General features: G+C 42.9%; 18 protein-coding genes. 6 read left to right on the top strand and 12 right to left on the bottom strand.

The features are described from left to right. Positions 1 to 10 precede the first annotated feature (10 nt). From J699_RS11635 to J699_RS11645, 3 genes are read right to left on the bottom strand one after another with little or no spacing between them, the layout of a single operon-like run. Positions 11 to 538, bottom strand: a complete 528-nt coding sequence (locus J699_RS11635) for a nuclear transport factor 2 family protein (protein WP_032867726.1) — start codon at positions 536 to 538, stop codon at positions 11 to 13. Positions 539 to 579: 41 nt separating this feature from the next. Further along, positions 580 to 1,746, bottom strand: a complete 1,167-nt coding sequence (locus tag J699_RS11640; RefSeq protein ID WP_032867728.1) for an acyl-CoA dehydrogenase family protein — start codon at positions 1,744 to 1,746, stop codon at positions 580 to 582. Between the two features lie 18 nt (positions 1,747 to 1,764). Then, a complete protein-coding gene (locus J699_RS11645) occupies positions 1,765 to 2,877 on the bottom strand; it encodes an amidase (RefSeq protein ID WP_032867730.1) in 1,113 nt (370 codons plus the stop codon). 148 nt (positions 2,878 to 3,025) lie between these two features. Between J699_RS11645 and J699_RS11650 the strand changes: the two genes are divergently transcribed. After that, positions 3,026 to 3,493, top strand: coding sequence for a MarR family winged helix-turn-helix transcriptional regulator (locus J699_RS11650; protein ID WP_032811936.1), 468 nt, complete (start codon positions 3,026 to 3,028; stop codon positions 3,491 to 3,493). A 57-nt stretch (positions 3,494 to 3,550) separates the two neighbouring features. Here J699_RS11650 and J699_RS11655 read toward each other — a convergent pair whose 3' ends face one another. From J699_RS11655 to J699_RS11670, 4 genes are all read right to left on the bottom strand, one after another. Next, on the bottom strand, positions 3,551 to 4,540 hold the full coding sequence (locus J699_RS11655) for a 3-hydroxybutyryl-CoA dehydrogenase (protein ID WP_032867732.1): 990 nt from the start codon (positions 4,538 to 4,540) through the stop codon (positions 3,551 to 3,553). Between the two features lies 1 nt (position 4,541). Further along, positions 4,542 to 5,648 carry an NAD/NADP-dependent octopine/nopaline dehydrogenase family protein gene (locus J699_RS11660; RefSeq protein WP_032867734.1) on the bottom strand — a complete coding sequence of 369 codons (1,107 nt, stop codon included), beginning with the start codon at positions 5,646 to 5,648 and terminating at the stop codon, positions 4,542 to 4,544. 84 nt (positions 5,649 to 5,732) lie between these two features. Next, the gene (locus tag J699_RS11665; RefSeq protein WP_032867736.1) at positions 5,733 to 6,743 is read right to left on the bottom strand and encodes a helix-turn-helix domain-containing protein; all 1,011 of its coding nucleotides are present in this window, start codon (positions 6,741 to 6,743) and stop codon (positions 5,733 to 5,735) included. A gap of 86 nt (positions 6,744 to 6,829) precedes the next feature. Beyond that, positions 6,830 to 8,173, bottom strand: a complete 1,344-nt coding sequence (locus J699_RS11670) for a spinster family MFS transporter (RefSeq protein ID WP_005284157.1) — start codon at positions 8,171 to 8,173, stop codon at positions 6,830 to 6,832. Positions 8,174 to 8,574: 401 nt separating this feature from the next. Between J699_RS11670 and J699_RS11675 the strand changes: the two genes are divergently transcribed. After that, positions 8,575 to 8,967 carry a hypothetical protein gene (locus tag J699_RS11675; RefSeq protein WP_032867740.1) on the top strand — a complete coding sequence of 131 codons (393 nt, stop codon included), beginning with the start codon at positions 8,575 to 8,577 and terminating at the stop codon, positions 8,965 to 8,967. A 69-nt stretch (positions 8,968 to 9,036) separates the two neighbouring features. On the opposite strand, the gene J699_RS11680 is transcribed toward J699_RS11675, so the two are convergent. After that, on the bottom strand, positions 9,037 to 9,888 hold the full coding sequence (locus tag J699_RS11680; RefSeq protein ID WP_032867742.1) for a LysR family transcriptional regulator: 852 nt from the start codon (positions 9,886 to 9,888) through the stop codon (positions 9,037 to 9,039). A gap of 123 nt (positions 9,889 to 10,011) precedes the next feature. Here J699_RS11680 and J699_RS11685 point away from each other — a divergent pair, with 123 nt between their 5' ends. Both J699_RS11685 and J699_RS11690 read left to right on the top strand, forming a co-directional pair. Then, a complete protein-coding gene (locus J699_RS11685; protein WP_032867744.1) occupies positions 10,012 to 10,716 on the top strand; it encodes an FMN-dependent NADH-azoreductase in 705 nt (234 codons plus the stop codon). 249 nt (positions 10,717 to 10,965) lie between these two features. Continuing rightward, on the top strand, positions 10,966 to 11,325 hold the full coding sequence (locus J699_RS11690; protein ID WP_005229164.1) for a hypothetical protein: 360 nt from the start codon (positions 10,966 to 10,968) through the stop codon (positions 11,323 to 11,325). Between the two features lie 499 nt (positions 11,326 to 11,824). On the opposite strand, the gene J699_RS11695 is transcribed toward J699_RS11690, so the two are convergent. Both J699_RS11695 and J699_RS11700 read right to left on the bottom strand, forming a co-directional pair. Next, the gene (locus tag J699_RS11695) at positions 11,825 to 12,265 is read right to left on the bottom strand and encodes a hypothetical protein (protein WP_005229162.1); all 441 of its coding nucleotides are present in this window, start codon (positions 12,263 to 12,265) and stop codon (positions 11,825 to 11,827) included. A 155-nt stretch (positions 12,266 to 12,420) separates the two neighbouring features. Further along, positions 12,421 to 13,776, bottom strand: coding sequence for a PQQ-dependent sugar dehydrogenase (locus J699_RS11700; RefSeq protein ID WP_032867747.1), 1,356 nt, complete (start codon positions 13,774 to 13,776; stop codon positions 12,421 to 12,423). A gap of 168 nt (positions 13,777 to 13,944) precedes the next feature. Here J699_RS11700 and J699_RS11705 point away from each other — a divergent pair, with 168 nt between their 5' ends. Continuing rightward, entirely contained in the window at positions 13,945 to 14,472 is a 528-nt protein-coding gene (locus J699_RS11705) for a GNAT family N-acetyltransferase (RefSeq protein WP_212750248.1), read from the top strand. Positions 14,473 to 14,824: 352 nt separating this feature from the next. After that, positions 14,825 to 16,336 (top strand): hypothetical protein, encoded by a 1,512-nt coding sequence (locus tag J699_RS11710; protein ID WP_032882790.1) that lies wholly within the window; start codon positions 14,825 to 14,827, stop codon positions 16,334 to 16,336. A 953-nt stretch (positions 16,337 to 17,289) separates the two neighbouring features. Here J699_RS11710 and J699_RS11715 read toward each other — a convergent pair. Further along, entirely contained in the window at positions 17,290 to 19,062 is a 1,773-nt protein-coding gene (locus tag J699_RS11715; RefSeq protein WP_032867753.1) for an amidohydrolase, read from the bottom strand. A gap of 84 nt (positions 19,063 to 19,146) precedes the next feature. Next, a complete protein-coding gene (locus J699_RS19620) occupies positions 19,147 to 19,302 on the bottom strand; it encodes a hypothetical protein (protein WP_153561898.1) in 156 nt (51 codons plus the stop codon). Positions 19,303 to 19,663 lie beyond the last annotated feature (361 nt).

Raw genomic sequence — 19,663 nt, 5'->3', positions numbered from 1 at the left:
TATCCATTGGTTATTGCTGAGACGGTACTGGCAATGTGGCTGTACTGTCCCAGTGAGATACGGGGCGACTAAAAATGTTTTCAGTCTGAAAATGTTTGATCTTCCAGCGGCCATCGCGTTGCTGTTTAAATTGCACCGTGAGTTTGGCGGCATTTAAATGGCTACGCCCGTCACGGAAGGTTGAGGTTTGCAACATCAACCAGCTGGCATTGGCCTGATCTGCTTCGATATAGATTTGCTCTGAGCTGACAAAATGCGCATTCATGACAAAATGCGACTGCTGTTGGGTATAGCTTTTGAACATGTCATAAATGGCTTGCCATGAAGCGTAACGACCAAAAGACTGGGCATATTTTTCGCCTATGCCTTCCCAGATGCTGTCCTGATCAAATAAATCCATCAATTCGTTCAGGTCGGTATCGGCATTCAAGGCATCACAAATTTCCATATAACGATTGATGCAGTTACGAATCGCATTTTGGGCTTCAAGCTGTTGTAGGCGTTGTAACAAAACCGTTAAATCCACTTGCGTATTCATGTCATTCATCCTTGCCATCACACTGTTTAATTCAATCCGGCTTATAAATAACCGGGTGCTGGCTTCATACCGAAGCTGACCAGACCTGCATTTTGTAAAGTGGCATCGCCCATAAAGGCATGCTGCGTCACCACATTGGTGTCGTTGACAAAGCGGCTAAACGGGTTATGGGTATAAATCGCGGTCATGCCTGCCAGCATCTGGATTTTGCGCGTGACACGGGCACAGACACGGGCCACATGGGTGCAGGACAAACGCATATCACTGATCTGTTCTGCGCTTGGGGTACGTCCTGCGACGACTTCATTCCAGACGATTTGCATGGTGTCGTAGAACCAGACGCGTGCAGCCTTAAACTCAGCTTCGGCTTGGGCAAATTCATATTGGGTTACAGGTCGGCTGGCAATTTCAGCACCGCCAGTAATTGAAGATTTACCGGGTGCCAGTTTTTGAAATTCTTCCAGTGCTGCGGCTGCCACACCAATTCCCACCACAGTTAAGACCTGAGTGGCTAAAGATAAAGAGGGATATTTAAAAAATGGTTCAGGAAGTTTTGAAGGTTCACCACGGACAAAAGTCCACTCCTTCGCCACCAGCACATCTTTCACCACCAGATCATGGCTGCCTGTACCTTTCAAGCCGACAGTATCCCACGTCATATCGATTTGTGCTTTACTGGCTGGCATCACCGCCATACGCGGTAAACCTTGTGCTTCGTTGTCCTTTTGCGGAGAAATGCCGACCCCGACAATATCCGCTCCCATACAACCACTGGAAAATTTCCAGCGCCCACTCACCACCACGCCAGCATCAGTAATTTCAGCGGGTTGTGGTGGGAAAATGCCACCAGCAAACACAATATCAGGGCTATCTTTATACAACTGCTCAAGTGTTGCTTCTGGCAAACTGCCCAAGTAGGCAGGGCTCATGCCAAAACTTGCGACCCACCCGACTGAGCCATCGGCCTTGGACAATTGTTCAATCAATTCACAAAACTGTTTGGGTGACCATTCATTGCCGCCAAAACGTTTTGGAACCAAAGCACGATATACCCCAATCTGTTTGAGTTTCTCGATGATGTCCTGACTGACATAGGCCTGATTATCAAACTCTCCGCTACAGGCACGTTCACGAATTTCCTGACATAAGGCATCTAATTGCGTTGTATTGCTATCCATTACAAATTCCTTTGTCGCTAAATGATTCATTCCCTTATTCCTTGTGATTTATTGCGCAGCTTTCACGATATATTTCGCAACCGCACACAAATATTCATCGGCGTTGCGTTTTGCCACGATCTGCAACCCCACGGGCTGACCTTGTTCTGTTTGCAGCGGTATTGAAATCGCAGGATGTCCAGACAAGTTAAAAGGTCGAACCAAAGCGGTGAGATTTAAAAAAGCCACGGTATTTTCAGCATCAGCCAGCTTGGGCGGTAGCTGCGGTAAAGTCGGTAAAATCAAGGCATCGTATTGCGTCAGTAAGGCATCAAGCTCGGCGGTAAAATCTGCTCTCACCTGCTCCGCCTGTTTGACCTGGGTCAAAGTGGTGTCGGCGGATTTCAATAAACGCCCATTGACGTCTGCACCGAGCAAGCCTGTTTGGGTCAACTCACCGTAAGCCTGCCAATTTTCATAATTAATGATCTGCATGCCCGCATCAAAGGCCGCTGCAAAGCCTTCCAGAGTCACAGCTGATGCTGTCAGATTGGCTTTAGTCAGATATTGCTGGATCGTCTCAACCACGGCTGAATCAGCAGCGACATTAAGCCACGCCAGTTTCGGTGCCTGAGTTAATTCAGTGTGTTGATGAAAAGTGGGATCAATGATTTGCATGGCGCTTTCAAGCATTTCAACTGAGTTTGCAAAAGGGCCAACACAATCCAGTGAACTGCTTGCGGGATGTACGCCAGCACGGCTGACACGACCAAAGGTGGGTTTTAAACCGTACACACCGCAACACGCTGCTGGCATACGAATGGAGCCACCAGTGTCTGTACCTAAGGTGAAATCTGCCAGCCCAGCCGCAATCGCTGCCGCAGAGCCACTCGAAGAACCACCCGGAATCAGTTCAGGATATTTCGGGTTAATCGCCGTACCAAAGGTATGGTTAATCCCTGTGATGCCAAACGCCAGTTCGTGCAGATTGGTTTTCGCGGTAATTTGACAATCTGCAGCCAGAATACGATCCACCACTTCGGCATTGGCAGGTGCGGCTTGGCTTTGCATTAAAGCTTGACTGCCTGCCATGGTCTTCATGCCTTGAATATCGATGGAATCCTTGACCATCACCTTCAAAGCGCCTGTACCTTTTTGTACCTCTTGTACAATAATACTCATTCACTTTTCCATGTATTTTTATACTTAATACAAATATCGGAAAAAGTAATGTAATTGTCAAGTATTTTTCGATACGAAGAATCAAGAAAATGTTTCTAATTTTTGTATAATGCTGAATGTCCATTTTTATAAAAGTAATGACTTGGCTATGCTTACGCATTTAGAACAATTTCTACCCAACAATGAACCGAGCAGCTTACAAAGCTATCCTTTTTTCTGGATCTCGCAGGTGAATGGTAAATACACACAACTTATTGAAAAATCAATTAAAAAATTAGGAATCGACAATACCCGTCGTAAAATCATTTTAAGTACCAATGCACTTGAACAAGCCAGTATTACCGAGATTGCCAACCTCTCTACCCTCAAGCTGACCACGGCAACCAAAGCCGTTTACCGACTGGTAGAAGATGATATTGTGCAGGTGTTTTCATCTGAATCAGATGAACGGATTTCGATGGTGAAACTGACCGATAAAGGAAAAGAAATGGTTGAACAAATTAACCAGATCAGTCAGGTCACCCTCTCCGGGATTCTAAATGCATTTGACGATGCCGAACTACACCAGCTCAACGGTCAATTAAAAAAGCTGTTTGATCTGATGCCTTCAAGTTAAGGCAACAACAAAAGCCCATGTCGCTACAGAGATGGGCAAAAGTTCGAAGCAAACCGACTACGGATTTAGAATATTAAACGGTGGTTTCAGCTGATTTGCGGCAATGCGGTCTACAAAAGTATGTAAAACCTGTTGTTTATAGGCCGCAATATCGACCTGCTGGTAATCATAAAAGCCTTGCTGTTCACGTAGGCCATTGCGTTGCTGTCGCATGTTCTCGGCAATAATTTCTGGCGTGCGATAACGCTCACCAAGCTCTTTTTCCAGATATTGGGAAGCGTAATACAGAATATCGCCACCTCCCCAGTCAATAAACTCCAGCAAGCCCAATACAGAAAAACGCAAACCAAAACCCGTCCGAATCGCGATATCGATATCTTCTGCCGAAGCCACACCTTCTTCCACCATCCGCGCCGCTTCATTCATGGCTAAGGCCTGAATCCGCGGCACGATATAACCGGCTCTGGCATGACACACCACAGGCACTTTGCCGATCAGCTGTAGAAAGCTTTTCAGTTGTGTAACGACCCTGTCAGAAGTTTGCTCGGAACGGCTTAACTCAACCAGCGGAATCAGATAGGCTGGATTGAGCCAGTGTGCATTCACCACCCGCTCTGGATGAGAAATCATCTGTGCAATATCAGTGACCAGAAAGGTTGACGTGGTCGATGCGACAATACAAGTCGGTGTAATATATTGATCCAGCCAAGTAAAAATATCTTCTTTGGCTTGCCTGAGCTCGGGCACCCCTTCCATCACCAGATCACAGTGTGCCAAGACCGGGATAGCAGCAGCGCGACTTAAAATCTGAATCTGATCCAGAATAAAGAGGCTTTGTTCAGATTGAATAAACTGGATACGTTCCAGCAACTGCAATTCTTGTTTTAAGTCTGTTCGGATGTGAGCCTGATATTGCTCAAACTCAGCCTCGGTACGTTGTCGGGCATCGATTAAAGCCACATTTAATCCCGCATAGGCAAAGGCAATTACAATGGCTTTGCCCATCCGTCCTGCACCCAATACTGCAACCTGTTGAATCGATGTCATATCAGACTCCTTGCTGCAAAGTCGCTTGCAACTCAGCCTTGCTTTTATCGGCGAGTCCCAGATTCTCAAACGTCCGTCCGTCCTGATACAAATCCTTGCCTGTCACCGCAGACGCAATATTCAGTAGCCCTTCTGCTACAGGTGTCGCGACACCCGCCCAACGTCCCACTGAAACCAGAAAGGATAGCCCCAGACGCGTATCTTCCAGCATGTAACGGTGTGTCTGTAAGTCAATGTCCTCACGCCAGTCCCCACTATCCGTCAATTTTCCATGCGCGCCACGCCCATACATCCATTCATCACCCTCACCGTCTTTATTGTAGTGATCAGCCAATGGAAAATGCGGTGCAGAATAACCCAATGCTTCCCTTACACGCATACGCTCTGCATCCAACTGATTGGTAACACGGCGAATCGACGGTTGTGTCCCTTCATTATGAATATCCCAAGCCTCAAAATGTTCCAGTGGCCCCGCATTCATTAGAATCAATGGTGGATGAATAATCGGCCCGGCATTCATCAAGGCACCGCTGAGACTGTCTTCGATCGGCTCAACACTTGGATAGGCCTGTTTCAAAATTTGAAATGCATGCTCGGACAAGCTGCTTGGGAATACCCCCGTTGGTAAACGGGTTGCATAGCCACTCACCACGATCTGATTGACGCCATGCTTACGTACCAGATACGGTAAGGTGCCGGTTTCGGCAAAAGCCACTTGAGCCGTGTTACCTGCTTCTCGCATGGCTTTGGCAAAGATATAACTACCAAAGGTTGCGGGCGGTAAATACACCACCTGTCCTGCTTGAAAGAAAGGCGCTGCCTGCTGCGCCAAATCCAGATGTGTGGTTGCGGGTAAGGGAATAATAATCAGCTCGGCATGCTGGATGGCGTGTTGTAAATGATCCGATAGATTAATCTGGCTATTTTCAAAGCCAACACTCACTGCGCGCTCACCCTGAAAATCTTTGATTTTAAGCTCGCCCGTTGCGGCAAGCTGCTGCAACGCTTCTCGATCACGACGCCATAACACCACCTCGTGGCCTTTTTCTGCCATTTCCACCGCTGCTGCATAACATCCGTGTCCACCGCCGAGTACTGTAATTTTCATGTGCGTTCCTGCTGCTTGATTTGTCATTCAGCATAGAACGGTCAGCATAAACGGGCTTATCCAAATGCGTAGGGATTATTCCATTTACGACCGCATTTCACCCAGTTGTACAGGATTCATTTTTAAGGTATGTGAAGGCAGACAGCCGAAGCGCTTTTTATACAGTGTCGAGAAATGCCCAAAACTTTGGATGCCATGATCCAGTAAAATATCGGTGACGGTTTCATCTGTCTGTGCCTGCTGCAAAGCCAAATGTATCCGTTCCAATCGTTGCTCACGGATATATTCAACGGGTGTCTGCTGTAGATATTGGCTAAAACCCTTTTGTAGACTGCGGATCGACACCTCACAATATTGACTCAACGTTGCCAATGAAATCGCTTGATGCAGATTGTCCTGAATATACTGCTGCGCTTTTTTGATATAGCCTGGCACAAGCTGCTGACGCTGTGCATTCAACTGCTCACTATAATTATTGGGGATTTTAAGCAGAATCAGCTCGATCAGGTATTGGGTAAAACTGGCTGAGATAAAGCTCCAGTTCTGGATATTATGATAGGCATGACAGAGATAATTCAGCGTTTCAACAATGGCACTCATCCCTTCTGCAGTACAGGACAGACCACTATCGAAGCAGACAGGCGCCTGACTGGTATGGCCCAGCATTTTAAACAGCTGGGTTTCGATCTCCTGTTGGGGTAATTTTAAAATAATATTGCGGCAATGCTGATTGGTCACAATCTGCTGTCGGGTATGCGGATGAGTCACCGACATAATGCCTGCAGATTGTAGCAGTTGCTGATTTGTGCCCCCGACCTGACATTGCCCTTCCAGGGTGATCCTGAACAGATAAAAACTCGAACTGTCATCAATACAGATGACGACCGGTGCACTATATTTCAGATCATACAGCGCCGCATTGCCAAAGCTAAAACCATTCAGGCGCGTGTTCAGCGACTGTTGGGTCTCAACATCAAAACGATGCGGGCAGAGATAATGACTGATTTGATCTTTAATGGTCTGGTAATCACTGGACTGAAATAATAAAAACTCGTCCAGATAATGCAAATGATCCAGTTTAAATGTCCCGTGCATCACTTCACTCCCTTATTATGGGTTTCGCCAGCAAAGCACAAAGCCCATTACAAAAGAATGGGCTTTGTGCTTGCACTCAGTTCAGATCAAGAAGCATGTTCCTGCTGCATACTGTCGCTAAATGCCTGACAGCCTTTTTTCAATAAAATAAAGGCCAATACACAAGAAATCGTCCCGACAATCGACAAAGACGTGCCGACCATCAATGGATTTTCAAACACTTTATCGGTAATCAATGCCACCAATGTGGTACCAATGCCGACCGCAACCAGATTACTGATCAACAAGAATACTGCCGAGATTTGTGCACGTAACTGGTTTGGCGCCAGCATTTGCATGGCTGTGGTAGAAATCGGCATCGGGAATGAAGCAAAGAACATTGCAGGTACCAGAAACACCACCGATAGCCATAACTCATTCACTTGCGTAAACACCATGATTGGAATCACTAAACCGACAATCCCAATCACACCAGTGATCATCGGTGCATCCTTACGCCCCTTCTGAATAAACCAGTCATTCAGCCAACCCGCACAAAATACGCCTAGAATATTGGCCACCAGTAACACACTGCCGAGCATATAACCCGCTTCAGTCGGGGTTAATCCAAACTTACGCATATAAAATGCGGGTGACCAGCTGATCAGGCAATACAGCGCCATCGCGTAGAAGGTAAAACCTAAATAATGGCATTTAAAGGTACGCCCATGCTTTTTGATAAACTTAAACGCATCTTTCATGCTGGTCTTTTCAACCTGCCCCTGCGCATTTAAACGCTGGCCTTTACGCTGCGGCTCTCTCACCGTCAACAACACCAGTAAACCGATAAATACCCCGGGCAGCCCAACGATAATAAATGCTGCTTGCCAAGCCTTGAGTGCACCAAATACCGGAACTATGATGCTGTCCATATTTTTCAGCAAGCCAATCACATAGCCACCGACCAGAAAAGCAATACCGCCACCGACAAAGGAACCGATCGAATACACCGCTACCGCACGGCCCAGCTTGTCCTTGCTAAACATATCACTAAACATCGAATAAGCTGCGGGTGACAAAGCAGCCTCGCCGACACCCACACCCATACGACTTAAAAAAAGCTGGATAAAATTCTTGCTCAGACCACAAAATGCGGTCGCAATACTCCAGAACACCACCCCGATGGCAATAATTTTTGGACGTGAAAACCGGTCCGCCAGATAGGCCAGCGGCAAGCCCATAAAGGCATAAAACAATGAAAAGGCCAAACCATGGAGTAGACTGAACTGGGTATCGGAAAGACCCAGATCGGCCTTGATCGGCTCGATCATCAGCGCCAGTATTTGCCGGTCGATAAATGAAAAGATATAGGCCAGCATGCACAGTAGTACCACATACCAGGCGTATAGATTTGAGTGAGCACGTGCTGGCTCGGTTGAGTGCGTATCCATTTTGCTTCCTTGTCCATGTCATTGTTCTCATGTGTCTGCTTATTGAAGGGTGTAATCACCAGAATTCATCTCCTTTTCTGGCTCAGCTTCAATAAGGTTAATTTCTCCCTCCTATAATTATTATTTTTACATGGAATTTTCCATAATATTTTAGGTATAAAGTTATACCTTTTTTACCCATTCAGCACGCAATATTGTTCATTTGAAGGTAAAATCAGGATTTAAAACCAGCTCAAATGCTGCTAAACGACTGAAAAAATAGCTGTTCTTTAAAGGAAAAGATTAAATGTAGAATTAGCACGAATAGAGGAAATCTAAATTTATTTTAAAATGATATTGAATTTTACATTTATTTTTGTTTTAAAATAACACGAGATAATTAATTTTCAATGGAAATGAACATGGCGCTTAACAAAGAACAGGCAATCGAAAGCATCCATAGCATGCACGTCTTGATCGAAAAAATCTTTAGCGGCAAACACTCGGAACAAGACCTTCCCCAACTGATTGACTATTTTGCTGATCATTTTGAAATGGTCGGTGCAGCCGGTAAACGTATTTCTTTCGAACAAGTGAAAGGCCTATTTGCCAACAATCAGGGCAAGATGCCTGATATCCAGATTGAAATCTATGATGAACAGATCCTGATGCAAAAACCTGATGCGATCGTACTCACCTACACCGAAAAGCATACTAAAGATTCAGGTATTCTGATCCGTCGTTCTTGTGCATTGATTGAAGAAATTGATGGCAAAATGTTGTGGAGTTATTTACAAGAAACCTTCTTGCCTTGAATTCAGACTGTGACGGGTTTAAACGCAATCATTGATGAGCAATCATCAAATATGGAGATTGAACCGAAATCATTCATTTAATTTTTGTTCCAGCCACTCCATCAGATCGCGAGTGTTACGATTGCTCACTTTTGCTTTATTCGGGATGTAATAACATAGTTCGGACTGGATGGGTTTGGTCTGGTATTGCTGGAGCTGGTTCAGTTTCAGCAATCGGCTCACTAAGGTGGTAGAGGCAAACACAAATCCATTGCCAGCCAGTGCTTCCTGAATACCAAACAGCTCCTGATCAAAAGTTTTCACGATAATATTTGAAGACGCTATGCCATTTAGCGCACACCACTCCTCCAAAGGGGGCGCAGCCAATGCCTTGTTTTTCCACGTTGTGGTAAAAATCAGCATCGGTTCATCGCCAGCAGTAAGCAGATCAAGCTGTGCTCGGCCGAACAGATTAAATGTTTCGTAGCGTATAATCTCGGAGGTAGGTACTGACGCAATATTGCCCAAACGTACAGGCAAATAATAAACTTGATTGTCCAAGCTCTCCCCTGTTGAAACTTCTACAGAAATCTCAGGGTGAATCAAAGAAAATTCATGCAGGGCTGGTATTAAAAGCAGAGCCGCTAAAGATGAGGTCGTGGTCACGTTCACCACATGACTTGCCAGACTGATCTGCTCTACTGCCTCCTCAATGCTTCTAAATCCCTCTGAAATCTGCTTCGCGAATTTTGCACCGACTTCGGTGAGTACAATTTTTCTGACTTCGCGATGGAATAAATCAACGCTTAACCGATGCTCAAGCTTGGCAACATGATGTGAAATCGCTGTCGGTGTCAGTGAAAGTTCCTCAGCGGCCAGCTTAAAACTACCTAAACGCGCGGCTGACTCAAATGCTTTTAATGCCTGTAGCGAAACCTGCATGAATCACTCCGATTGAAATACATAGATGAACCAAACTCATCTATAGCTGTGATTTATTCGTTTGTCTAGCGTTCTGTTTCATTCCAGAATGGTGTCATCATGAACGCAATAGAGTCCGATCACATGAGTACCATTTTACATATCGATGCCAGTATCCGTGCGGCCAGTAATCCCAACCCGAACCATAATTCCATTTCAAAGAATATTGCCCATCACTTTATCCAGACCTGGAAAACACGATATGCCATAGATGAATATATCTATCGTGATGTCGGTATCAATCCACCGCCTTTTATTACTCAGGAGTGGATGGGAGCTGCATTTACCCCAGAAAAAAATAGAACGGCGCAACAACATGACATACTCCAGCTTTCTGATCAGTTGATTGTTGAAATTGTCGCTGCTGATCTCATCATTATTTCATCACCGATGTATAACTATGGCATGCCAGCTCAACTCAAATCCTGGTTTGACCAAATTGCCCGAGTGAACAAGACCTTTGATTTTGATCTTGCACGGGGTGACTTTCCTTTGCAGCCCACCTTATCTGGTAAAACCTTGCTGATTATCACCTCAAGTGGTGAGTTTGGTTTTGAACAAGGTGGAATCAGAGCACAGATGAGCCATCTGGTGCCCCATCTGCATACCGTCAGCAAATATTTGGGGGTCGATAAAATTTATGAAATTGCCTCCGAATATCAAGAATTTGCGGATGATCGTCATCGTCAGTCTGTCGCAGATGCTTATGCCAAAGCCGAACAGCTTGCGCTCGAACTGGGTCAGGAATTAGAGCTAACGATCGAAGCCAACGCTGTAGTCCTGAACTAATCCGGCTTAGGTTGCATAGGGCTATTATTTTTACTGAAGAATAAGGACTCCTCTCTCACCTTATTCTTCCGCAGTTGTACTGTGAACTCAAAAGCCTCAAATCAGGGGTGTCAGGATAAGGGTAAAAGTATTTACATGAACTATAAATACTTATTGCAGCGATCAGCTAGAATTGAGCCTGACCCAGTGCTATCGGCAATTGCTCAATACACTGAATGTCGTTATCAATAGAGAAAACAGGATAGTTTTATGGACAAACCTATACTATGCCCAAAATGTGGTTCCACCGAAGTTGAAACACGTAATCATGACAAATTACTGAAAACTACAGGTGGTGTGTTACTGACAGCCGCAGGAACGACAGCAGGTACGGTCGGTGGTGCTGCAGGTGGTGCATCCATCGGTGCAGCAATTGGTACAGTGGCTGGTCCCTTAGGTGTGATTGTTGGCGGTACGGTCGGTACTTTTGTTGGCGCGATCAGTGCAGGGATCACAGGGGGCGTGATTGGCAATATGTTCGGGAAAAAGGCAGGTGTCATGGTCGACAAAAATATTTTTCAGGACTATCGCTGTCTGAAATGCAAATACCGTTTTAAGCAAAAAAAATAATATTTCATCCCAGTGAACTCATTTGGAGGATACGTGTTTAGACCAGTTCTCCAGATGCTTTCATTCAACTCGACAACAGTTGTTCATCCTTTTCCTTTATATCCCCCTCCTGATCCACACTGTGCTTTCTGATTCTGCCATAGATTAATTTGCACATAAAAAAAATCCCAAGCTCTTGGGGAAGAACATGGGATTACGATATAGACATTCATCAAAGAAGCTCATCGTTAATGCGCCATTTATATCACGCTTTATTTTATAAATACATAATACGTCACACAAACTATACATAACTGTCTATCTATTCGTGTTTTTATGGTTAGCGCTGATTCACAGCTCCTATTGTCATGTACGAGATGCAAAATTTTAAATAACGTAGTCGATGCAATCTGCAAGTTAAAAATCAGTTCTTAAATAACACAATAAAAAAAGGCCTCTTAGAAGCCTTTTGAAAAATTAGCAGAATAATCAGTGTCTGATTACTCTATGCTTTTTAAATTTAACTATTCTTAAATTCATCACTTTCAAAATAGGATTTGATCTGTTCAGCAGAACTGGTTTTCAACTGATCCAGAATAATGCTCAGGTCACGTTCAAATGTAAACTCTGCCGGTATTTCTTCATGGATAGGTGGCAGCCTCTTTACCCCACCTTCTGTGATACGTTCAATAAATCCTGCTAACCACAACACAAACTCATCTTTATTCTTATAGTTGGGGACTAAACTGACATCAATACAAATATGGTCTTTGGTCGGCCTGTCCTGAAAACCTTCCACGAAATCGATGTAGTTATACAATAATTTTAAGTCAGTATCTTTAAGTTCTTCACGTAACTGTTTAACAATGAAATTTAGGCAATCTTGCAGCGGAGCATGAAACTTTTTCTCCTCTTCAAAATGCCTGTAAATATTATCAGCGATACGCAAATACTGTGGCATGACGCTATCCTTGGTGTTGTTATGTCCCACTGAGTATGGAACGAAAAGTTTAGTAGATTTGTAATGTTTTACAATGAAGATGTATTTTATATAAACTTTATATGAATAACGACAGTTTGGATAGCACCAAGTAAAATTTAAATCACAAATCTAACTTAATGCCGATAGTTTTGCGTTGGGCTTTCATAAGTGGTTTGTGCAACAGGCGAGACGCGCCAGATCGTATTGCCGACATCATCAGCGACTAAAAGCGCACCAGAAAAATCAATCGCCACTCCCACAGGACGACCATAAGCTTCGCCTTTCTCACTTAAGAAACCGGTCAGCACATCTTGCGGTTGACCCGAAGGCTGTCCATTTCGGAAAGGCACAAAAACGACTTTGTATCCACTATGGGGTTTTCGGTTCCATGACCCATGCTGCCCAATGAATGCACCACCGCGATACTGTGGCATAAGTTCGGTCGCATAAAATGCCAAACCCAAAGATGCGGTATGGTTACCCAAGGCATAGTCAGGTTTAAGCGCCTGCTTGACTAGCTCAGGATTTTGTGGCTTGACCCGTTTATCGACATGTTGGCCATAATAGCTATATGGCCAGCCATAAAACGCTCCCTCTTTGACTGAGGTCATATAATCTGGAACCAAATCACTACCGAGTTCATCCCGTTCATTAACCACTGTCCAGAGTTGTCCGCCCTGTGGTTGCCAACCCATGCCATTCGGATTACGCAGTCCGGTTGCATAAGGCCTTACTTTGGCAGTAGCAATATCATATTCCAGAATCTGTGCCCGTCCCTGTTCTTGATCCAGACCATTCTCACCAGCATTACTATTCGAGCCGACCGTGATATAGAGTTTGCTTCCTTGTGGATTGGCAATCACATTTTTAGTCCAGTGATGATTGAGCTGACCGGCAGGTAAATCCAGCACCTTGGTGCCCTTTGCCGTGATTTGGGTGGTATCCTCCTGATAGGGATAACGCATCAGCGTATCGGTATTGGCCACATAAAGCATATTTCCTACCAAGGCCATACCAAAGGGTGAGTTCAAATTCTGTAGAAAAACCGTATTCTGATCTGCGATACCATCACCATTCGTATCCCGTAATAAGCGGATTCGGTTGGCACTGGGTAATGATGAGCCAGCACGTTTCATCACCATTTTCATGATTTTGCCACGAATGCCCTTGCTTTCTTCCGGTTTAGGCGGCGCATCGGTTTCTGCCACTAGCACGTCACCATTTGGCAATACATACAGCCATCTTGGATGATCCAGTCCACTGGCAAAAGCCTGAACTTTCAGCCCTTCAACCGTAGTAGGCATTTTGCCCTTCGGCCAGCCTTTGGCCGGAGCAATATTAACCGTCGGGATCAGGCTGGTTTGAGGTTTTGGTAAAATGGGCTGTGGGCCGAAACTATCGGCAATTGAATATCTTGAAGATGGCGTACAGCCTGAAAACATCAAAATCAGACTAGTTCCAGTCAGGGAGAAGATCAACCGTAAAGACATCAGAGATTTTCCTTGTTATTTTAATGACTACAGATAGCATAAGTTGATCTATAGGAGAGGTATAGCTGATTTGCTTAACAGATTGTCTCTAATGTAAATAAACTGTTTAAAGCATAGCTTAGCCGTTAAAATATAAATAAATAGTATGACAAGGAAAACACTATCAATATTATTCTAAGACCGCTTCAATATTCAGAAATTGACTTGATCTGGCAACAGATTAATCGGCGAGAACTGATCACCCAAAATTATGTCAAACAACACACATTACAACTGGTCGACTGCTTTTATGATGTACAACATTGGGATGCTTACCATCTACAAAATGATCCGCCAAAATTAAAACAGCTCTACCATGAGCATGCCGCATTCATCGGAGCTTTTAACCTGCAAGCAAGACTGGTCGGCATTTGCGTGGTCTCGAATCAACACATTCAAGATTACCCCGCAGCCAGACTTCTGCACTACTTTTATGTTGATGCCGATCAGCAAGGCCAAGGCATAGGTGCGCAACTCATGCAGGCAGCAAAAAACGCTGCAATAAAACTAGGTGGAAACGAGCTGTATATGTCGGCAACGCCTAGCAAACGAACCGTTGATTTTTATCTAAAACATGGCGCTGAAGTATTGGATAACCCCGATCAGCAGCTATGGCAACTCGAGCCTGAAGATATTCATTTGCTATGCAAGATTTAAAGGGATTCGAGCAATCATGTCCTGTATAAACGTAATGCTCATTTACGCTGTATATTTTATTCTAAAGGGGTAATTAAAAGTTTTTGTAGCATGTCCAAAGTAACATTTTACCTATCGGGGTCAAACAGAATCAAGTCAAATCCTGCATATAAACCCCTGTAATTACTATTTTTAATGTGTGATCTGGTCTTTTCCCTCCATTTTATACTGCTCCAAAATCGTGATGAATTGCCCTATTTTCCGCTATTTTTAATTTCATCATTTCGACTTATGCTGGAAACATAAATATGGATGAGACAAAGAGTCCCTCTACTTTTTTGAATTTTAGCATTCAGTAGATTGGAGCAGCACATTGAGTAATAAATCATCGTCAAATATGGATGGAATACAATTTCCGATTCAATCTGGCAAAAACAAGCCCAGCACAACAGCCACCGCAAAGAATATCTTATATGCCGCACTGAAAAGTGTCGATTCACCTTATGCCTCTGAATTAACAGCCGAAAAGAACTGGAGAAAGAAATATCCGGTTTATTTTGAAGAACTGGTGAAAACAGGTATCCGTTCTGTTCAACATCCTCTACGGATTGCTCAACACGGGCTGGATACTGCGAAAAAGTCCTTTAATTTTCATCGTGCTGGTCAGCAAACTTCTTTAGAACAGGCCATGGCCGTTTTTAAAGATCAGCCTTTTGAAAGCTATGTGCTCAAAGGAACAGGCGACCCTAGCATTGAACCCTGGTTTATCCCCTTTAAAGGGCAAAAACTGCAAGGCCAAGCCTTACTCAAGCAGATTGACTGCTGGGAACAGCAACACATTATCGAACCTAGTCATGCCAAAGCCCTACGCCTGTTACAGGCTCATCCCGAATGGTTTGACTTGTCCTCACGTACCATGGTGCTCTTCGGTGCAGCCTCAGAAGCCGGGCCTTTAAGCTGGTTAGCAAAATGGCGTGCCAATATTGTCGCGATTGATTTACCGAATCCAAAAATCTGGCAAAAAATTACCAGCACCATTCAACAAGGCAATGCCACGCTTATTGCACCACAAATGACCTTGGAAAATGGTGAAAAGCAGCTCGGTGCAAATCTCCTGACTCAGACACCAGAAATTGCGAACTGGTTAACTACATTTGAGCAGAGCCTGGATCTGGCTGGGATTGCATATCTGGATGGTGAGAAACATGTGCGTGTTTCAATCGCCATGATCAGCATCATGGAACAGGTGAGTCGTCAAAAAGCAGATAGCAGTATCATGTTTATGCTAACGCCCACCGATATTTATGCCATCCCAGCATCGGTTGTACAGTCGATCCAGCAAAAAATTAAGCAGCGTCCACTGCTTGAAAAGTTACTAACCAAATCGATTCACAATATTTCCTTAAGACATTTTTTTAAGTCGAATATTGAGCAGCTGATTGAATCGGATAATGGCCAAAAATATGGTATTTCCGATTGTATGGTGATTGAGCAAGGGCCCAACTATGCCCTCGCGAAACGCCTGCAACAGTGGTTTGCCATTTGTAGCCGCGCGCGTGGTCAAAAAACAGTGATCAATATTGCGCCCTCTACCACCACCCATTCGGTGGTGAAGAATCCGATCCTGAAAGCGGCTTTTTCAGGTGCAGATCTGTTTAAGGTCGAAACTTTTAGTCCTGAAACTACAAATGCGATTATGGCAGCGCTCTGGGTACATGATTTAAATAATCCAGAGAGTGCGACCAATCCTGAAACACAGCTCGAACATCCTTTAGCGCTGATTATGGAAAATGCCAATCATGGCGGTTTGTGGCATGTACCTTATTTAGCAAGAACTGCACTCCCCTTTGCTGCGGCTTATGGCTGGGGGAGAGAGAAGTTTTAGTTTATTTTAATAGAATAATCTAACTTCTTGGTTTTATTGCTTTAGTAAATAACCAAACTTAAAAAGAGAGCTGATAAAGGCTCTCTTCTTTATGAGTTTTATATTTATGATGAACTTCAAAAACCAAATGCAATAAAATTTCAATTTAAAGCTGATTTTCAATTAAATGAGATGAGCAATATTATCAAGTTCAGGATCTACTTTTGATGCATTCGAGCAGCCAGTGAAAGATAAAGCAATGATTACAACCAAAATTAAGCTTCTCATTTTAACCCCCTTATAGCTTAAATAGAGTTCATTGATAAAATCAACAACCCAACCCAACCTATCCACCTTAAAACTGAAATAAAATTAGCATAGTAAATTAATGAAAAATTGACACTAATCTCCACCATTCATCATTTCATGCCAGATTGTGGTTAAAACTTAAAGCTTCCCTATATAGTTATGTAAATTGTGATCTATTCACAACTTGATATCTTTAGCGCATAATTTTCTGACTAAAGCTTCTCAACCTGCACAAGATCCAACTGTCCCCAAACAAGCAGTGATGGGTTAGTCTCTGTAGCTCAAAATAAAGGGGCCAATATTCATTATATTATCAATGACAAATCGGATTATCCCAGCGTCTATTCAGCTAACATTGACAAGATTGTGAATGCCGTTAAAAAAGCTATGCCGACAATACCTTAGAACATATTTATTTAAACCATCAAAAACCCACTCTTAACGAGTGAGTTTTTTGACTACTTCTACCTCCAAATTCATCTTTTTATTATTTTTAGTCCTTTGCCTAAGTTATTCCAATGTAATTAAAACACAATGCATAGCCTATAAAGTTTAGATAATCCACATCAAGCCAGTGAACAGAAATCTTATTCAGCTATTTTGTGTTTGCTACCAGCTTTGGTGAACTGCTTTTCTTCAGCCCATCCCATACCTAAATAACCAAGTTATTGTTGATAGACTTTTTTCCCATTAAAAATGGTCCACACCACTTTTGTTTCAGCCAACTGTTCCGGTGAAACTTTAAAAATATCTCGATCAACTACAATCATATCGGCTTTTTTGCCTGGTTCGAGCGAGCCAATGCTTTTATCTAAATACAGCGCTTTAGCTGAATTAATCGTATAAGCCTTAAATACAGAATCTCGATCAATCGCTTCGGCCGGGTTTAAAACATCCCCTTCAATTCCTTTTCTTGTGATTGCAGTCGCCATAGCAACAAAAGGATTGGCTGTTGAAACGGGTGCATCGCTTGCACCTGCAATTGTTGCGCCGTTAACCAGTAAAGAATGTGCAGGATACATCCCCTTAAAAGAAACAGCATCAATATAAGGTTTTACCAATTCTTTATTAAAACTGTCTTCATAAGCCCATGCCAACTGCATAGAAGCAATGACATTATTTTGTTTAAAACGCTTATAGTCTTTCGGATCTACGAGCTGGAGATGAGTAATGCTATGAGGAACATTGCTCTGACGCTTTGACCGCGCATATTCAATTGCATTCAAGGATTCCTTTACTGCCCTATCTCCCACTGCATGGATATGAACCAGCATATTCCGCTTGTCAGCTTCATCTACAACTAACTTAAAAGTAGTTGGATCAAATAACAAAGTCCCTTGCTTATTAGTATTAGAATAACGTCCCAATAATGCAGCGGATTGAGCTGGGAACTCTAATACGCCGTCCGCAAATACTTTGACACCGATGAGATTAAAATTATCTATATTTTTATATTTGCGATTGATTGATTCAATGATGTTAAACACTTGTGGCGTACTTTTCGAGTTGATGACATGCAACCCGGAAACTCGCGCAGTTAATTCTCCTTTCTGAGATAATTCTTTATACATCGGAATCATCCCGAGTGTTTGTTCTGTATTTTTAATATTGGTAATTCCCTTATTGGGACTGGCATTTGCAGCAATATCCCTCCACGCGGTAATGCCTAAACGATTATAGTATTGGATCGCTTCTTTAGAACCTTTATAAAGCAGTTCATGGGACACAGAGGGAATTTTATCACTCACCATATCCCAGCCAGAATCGATCACAAATCCAGTAGGCTCAAATTTTTCATCATGGGCAATATTTTGCTGATCTTCGGGACTTAATTGCTGGATAAAATTCGCATCTATACCTGCTTTTTTGAGGAGCGCTTGATTCGCCCATGCCGTATGGTGATCGCTACCGACTAATGCAATTGGGCGATTTTTCCATTCATTATTATTAAATACATTGGAGAGTTGATCAGACAATTCCCAATATTCTGACGACAAGCCATTTAAAAAAAGCACATCTCCAGCAACACCCGTACCATCCAGACTCGATTGTCTAAGTTTTGCTTCTACTCTGGAAACATCGATGCTTGTATCGTCTCGATCCATGGTGGCTAATACGGCTTCCACGCCGGAAGCTAAAGCATGAATATGGCTATCAATTAAACCTGGCATCAAAACTTTATTTTCAAGATCAATAATTTTTGTATTGCTATCCGCAATTTTTTTAATTTCTTGATTATTACCTACTTTTATAATAGTCCCATCATGGGCAATTGCGATAGCTTGCTGAAAAGAATCCTTATCTTTAGCAGTATAAATTTTTCCATTCATATAAATAGTTTCCGCACCACTATTTTCAGCCCTATCATTGTCTTTGCATCCCAAATTTATAAAGAGCAAACCCAGGCTGAATACTAAAAATCCTTTTTTAAATCTCATACTTCACTCCAAAACATAATTTAAATTCTAATAATCGTTTTCCAATCTTCTTGTAGATGTAGTTAAATCAAATCTTTTAAGCACTTAGGTCCATTGATTAACTACGGTTTGCCTAATATCAATCGCTTTAGATGATTCAATACCATGCTGAGTACTATCCTTTACAAGCTCCATTTCAATATGGGGCATGCTCGTTGACTTTGAGTCAATCATTGCAATTTTTATTTTTAAGTTTTCCATAACTTAATCTCCATCTGGTAATGGATAAACTAATTTTTAAGTTTATTGAAAGCTATAAAGAGAATAGAAAAAAAACCGCTTTACGCGTTTTTTGTCCGAAAACCGGACAAAATAAATTTAATATTGAGTCATTATTAATATAATTCAGTTATTACGCTTCACATCAATGCTCATAGATCAGAAGAAGGGCGAGACCGCCTCCATTTTTTGATATTTCATCTCTATTCATTGCAACCGATCACCAAGAACGGTAAAGCGTATATTCCAATAATTATAGCCAGAGAAGGTAAAAACAAGATCAAATCATTTCAGATGCTATCGGACAAATAGACAAATAAAAAAGCCTTTAAGCTTTGAACTT

This window comes from Acinetobacter sp. 1000160 (genome assembly GCF_000588715.1).
GTDB lineage: Bacteria > Pseudomonadota > Gammaproteobacteria > Pseudomonadales > Moraxellaceae > Acinetobacter > Acinetobacter courvalinii.
Note: the sequence above shows the minus strand (reverse complement) of the source record. Positions and strands in the feature narration are given on the sequence as shown.

Bases quoted from the DNA above. Each gene is read 5' to 3' on its own strand.
- J699_RS11635 (WP_032867726.1), bottom strand. From the start codon at position 538: ATGAATACGCAAGTGGATTTAACGGTTTTGTTACAACGCCTACAACAG.
- J699_RS11640 (WP_032867728.1), bottom strand. From the start codon at position 1,746: ATGAATCATTTAGCGACAAAGGAATTTGTAATGGATAGCAATACAACG.
- J699_RS11645 (WP_032867730.1), bottom strand. From the start codon at position 2,877: ATGAGTATTATTGTACAAGAGGTACAAAAAGGTACAGGCGCTTTGAAG.
- J699_RS11650 (WP_032811936.1), top strand. From the start codon at position 3,026: ATGCTTACGCATTTAGAACAATTTCTACCCAACAATGAACCGAGCAGC.
- J699_RS11655 (WP_032867732.1), bottom strand. From the start codon at position 4,540: ATGACATCGATTCAACAGGTTGCAGTATTGGGTGCAGGACGGATGGGC.
- J699_RS11660 (WP_032867734.1), bottom strand. From the start codon at position 5,648: ATGAAAATTACAGTACTCGGCGGTGGACACGGATGTTATGCAGCAGCG.
- J699_RS11665 (WP_032867736.1), bottom strand. From the start codon at position 6,743: ATGCACGGGACATTTAAACTGGATCATTTGCATTATCTGGACGAGTTT.
- J699_RS11670 (WP_005284157.1), bottom strand. From the start codon at position 8,173: ATGGATACGCACTCAACCGAGCCAGCACGTGCTCACTCAAATCTATAC.
- J699_RS11675 (WP_032867740.1), top strand. From the start codon at position 8,575: ATGGCGCTTAACAAAGAACAGGCAATCGAAAGCATCCATAGCATGCAC.
- J699_RS11680 (WP_032867742.1), bottom strand. From the start codon at position 9,888: ATGCAGGTTTCGCTACAGGCATTAAAAGCATTTGAGTCAGCCGCGCGT.
- J699_RS11685 (WP_032867744.1), top strand. From the start codon at position 10,012: ATGAGTACCATTTTACATATCGATGCCAGTATCCGTGCGGCCAGTAAT.
- J699_RS11690 (WP_005229164.1), top strand. From the start codon at position 10,966: ATGGACAAACCTATACTATGCCCAAAATGTGGTTCCACCGAAGTTGAA.
- J699_RS11695 (WP_005229162.1), bottom strand. From the start codon at position 12,265: ATGCCACAGTATTTGCGTATCGCTGATAATATTTACAGGCATTTTGAA.
- J699_RS11700 (WP_032867747.1), bottom strand. From the start codon at position 13,776: ATGTCTTTACGGTTGATCTTCTCCCTGACTGGAACTAGTCTGATTTTG.
- J699_RS11715 (WP_032867753.1), bottom strand. From the start codon at position 19,062: ATGAGATTTAAAAAAGGATTTTTAGTATTCAGCCTGGGTTTGCTCTTT.
- J699_RS19620 (WP_153561898.1), bottom strand. From the start codon at position 19,302: ATGGAAAACTTAAAAATAAAAATTGCAATGATTGACTCAAAGTCAACG.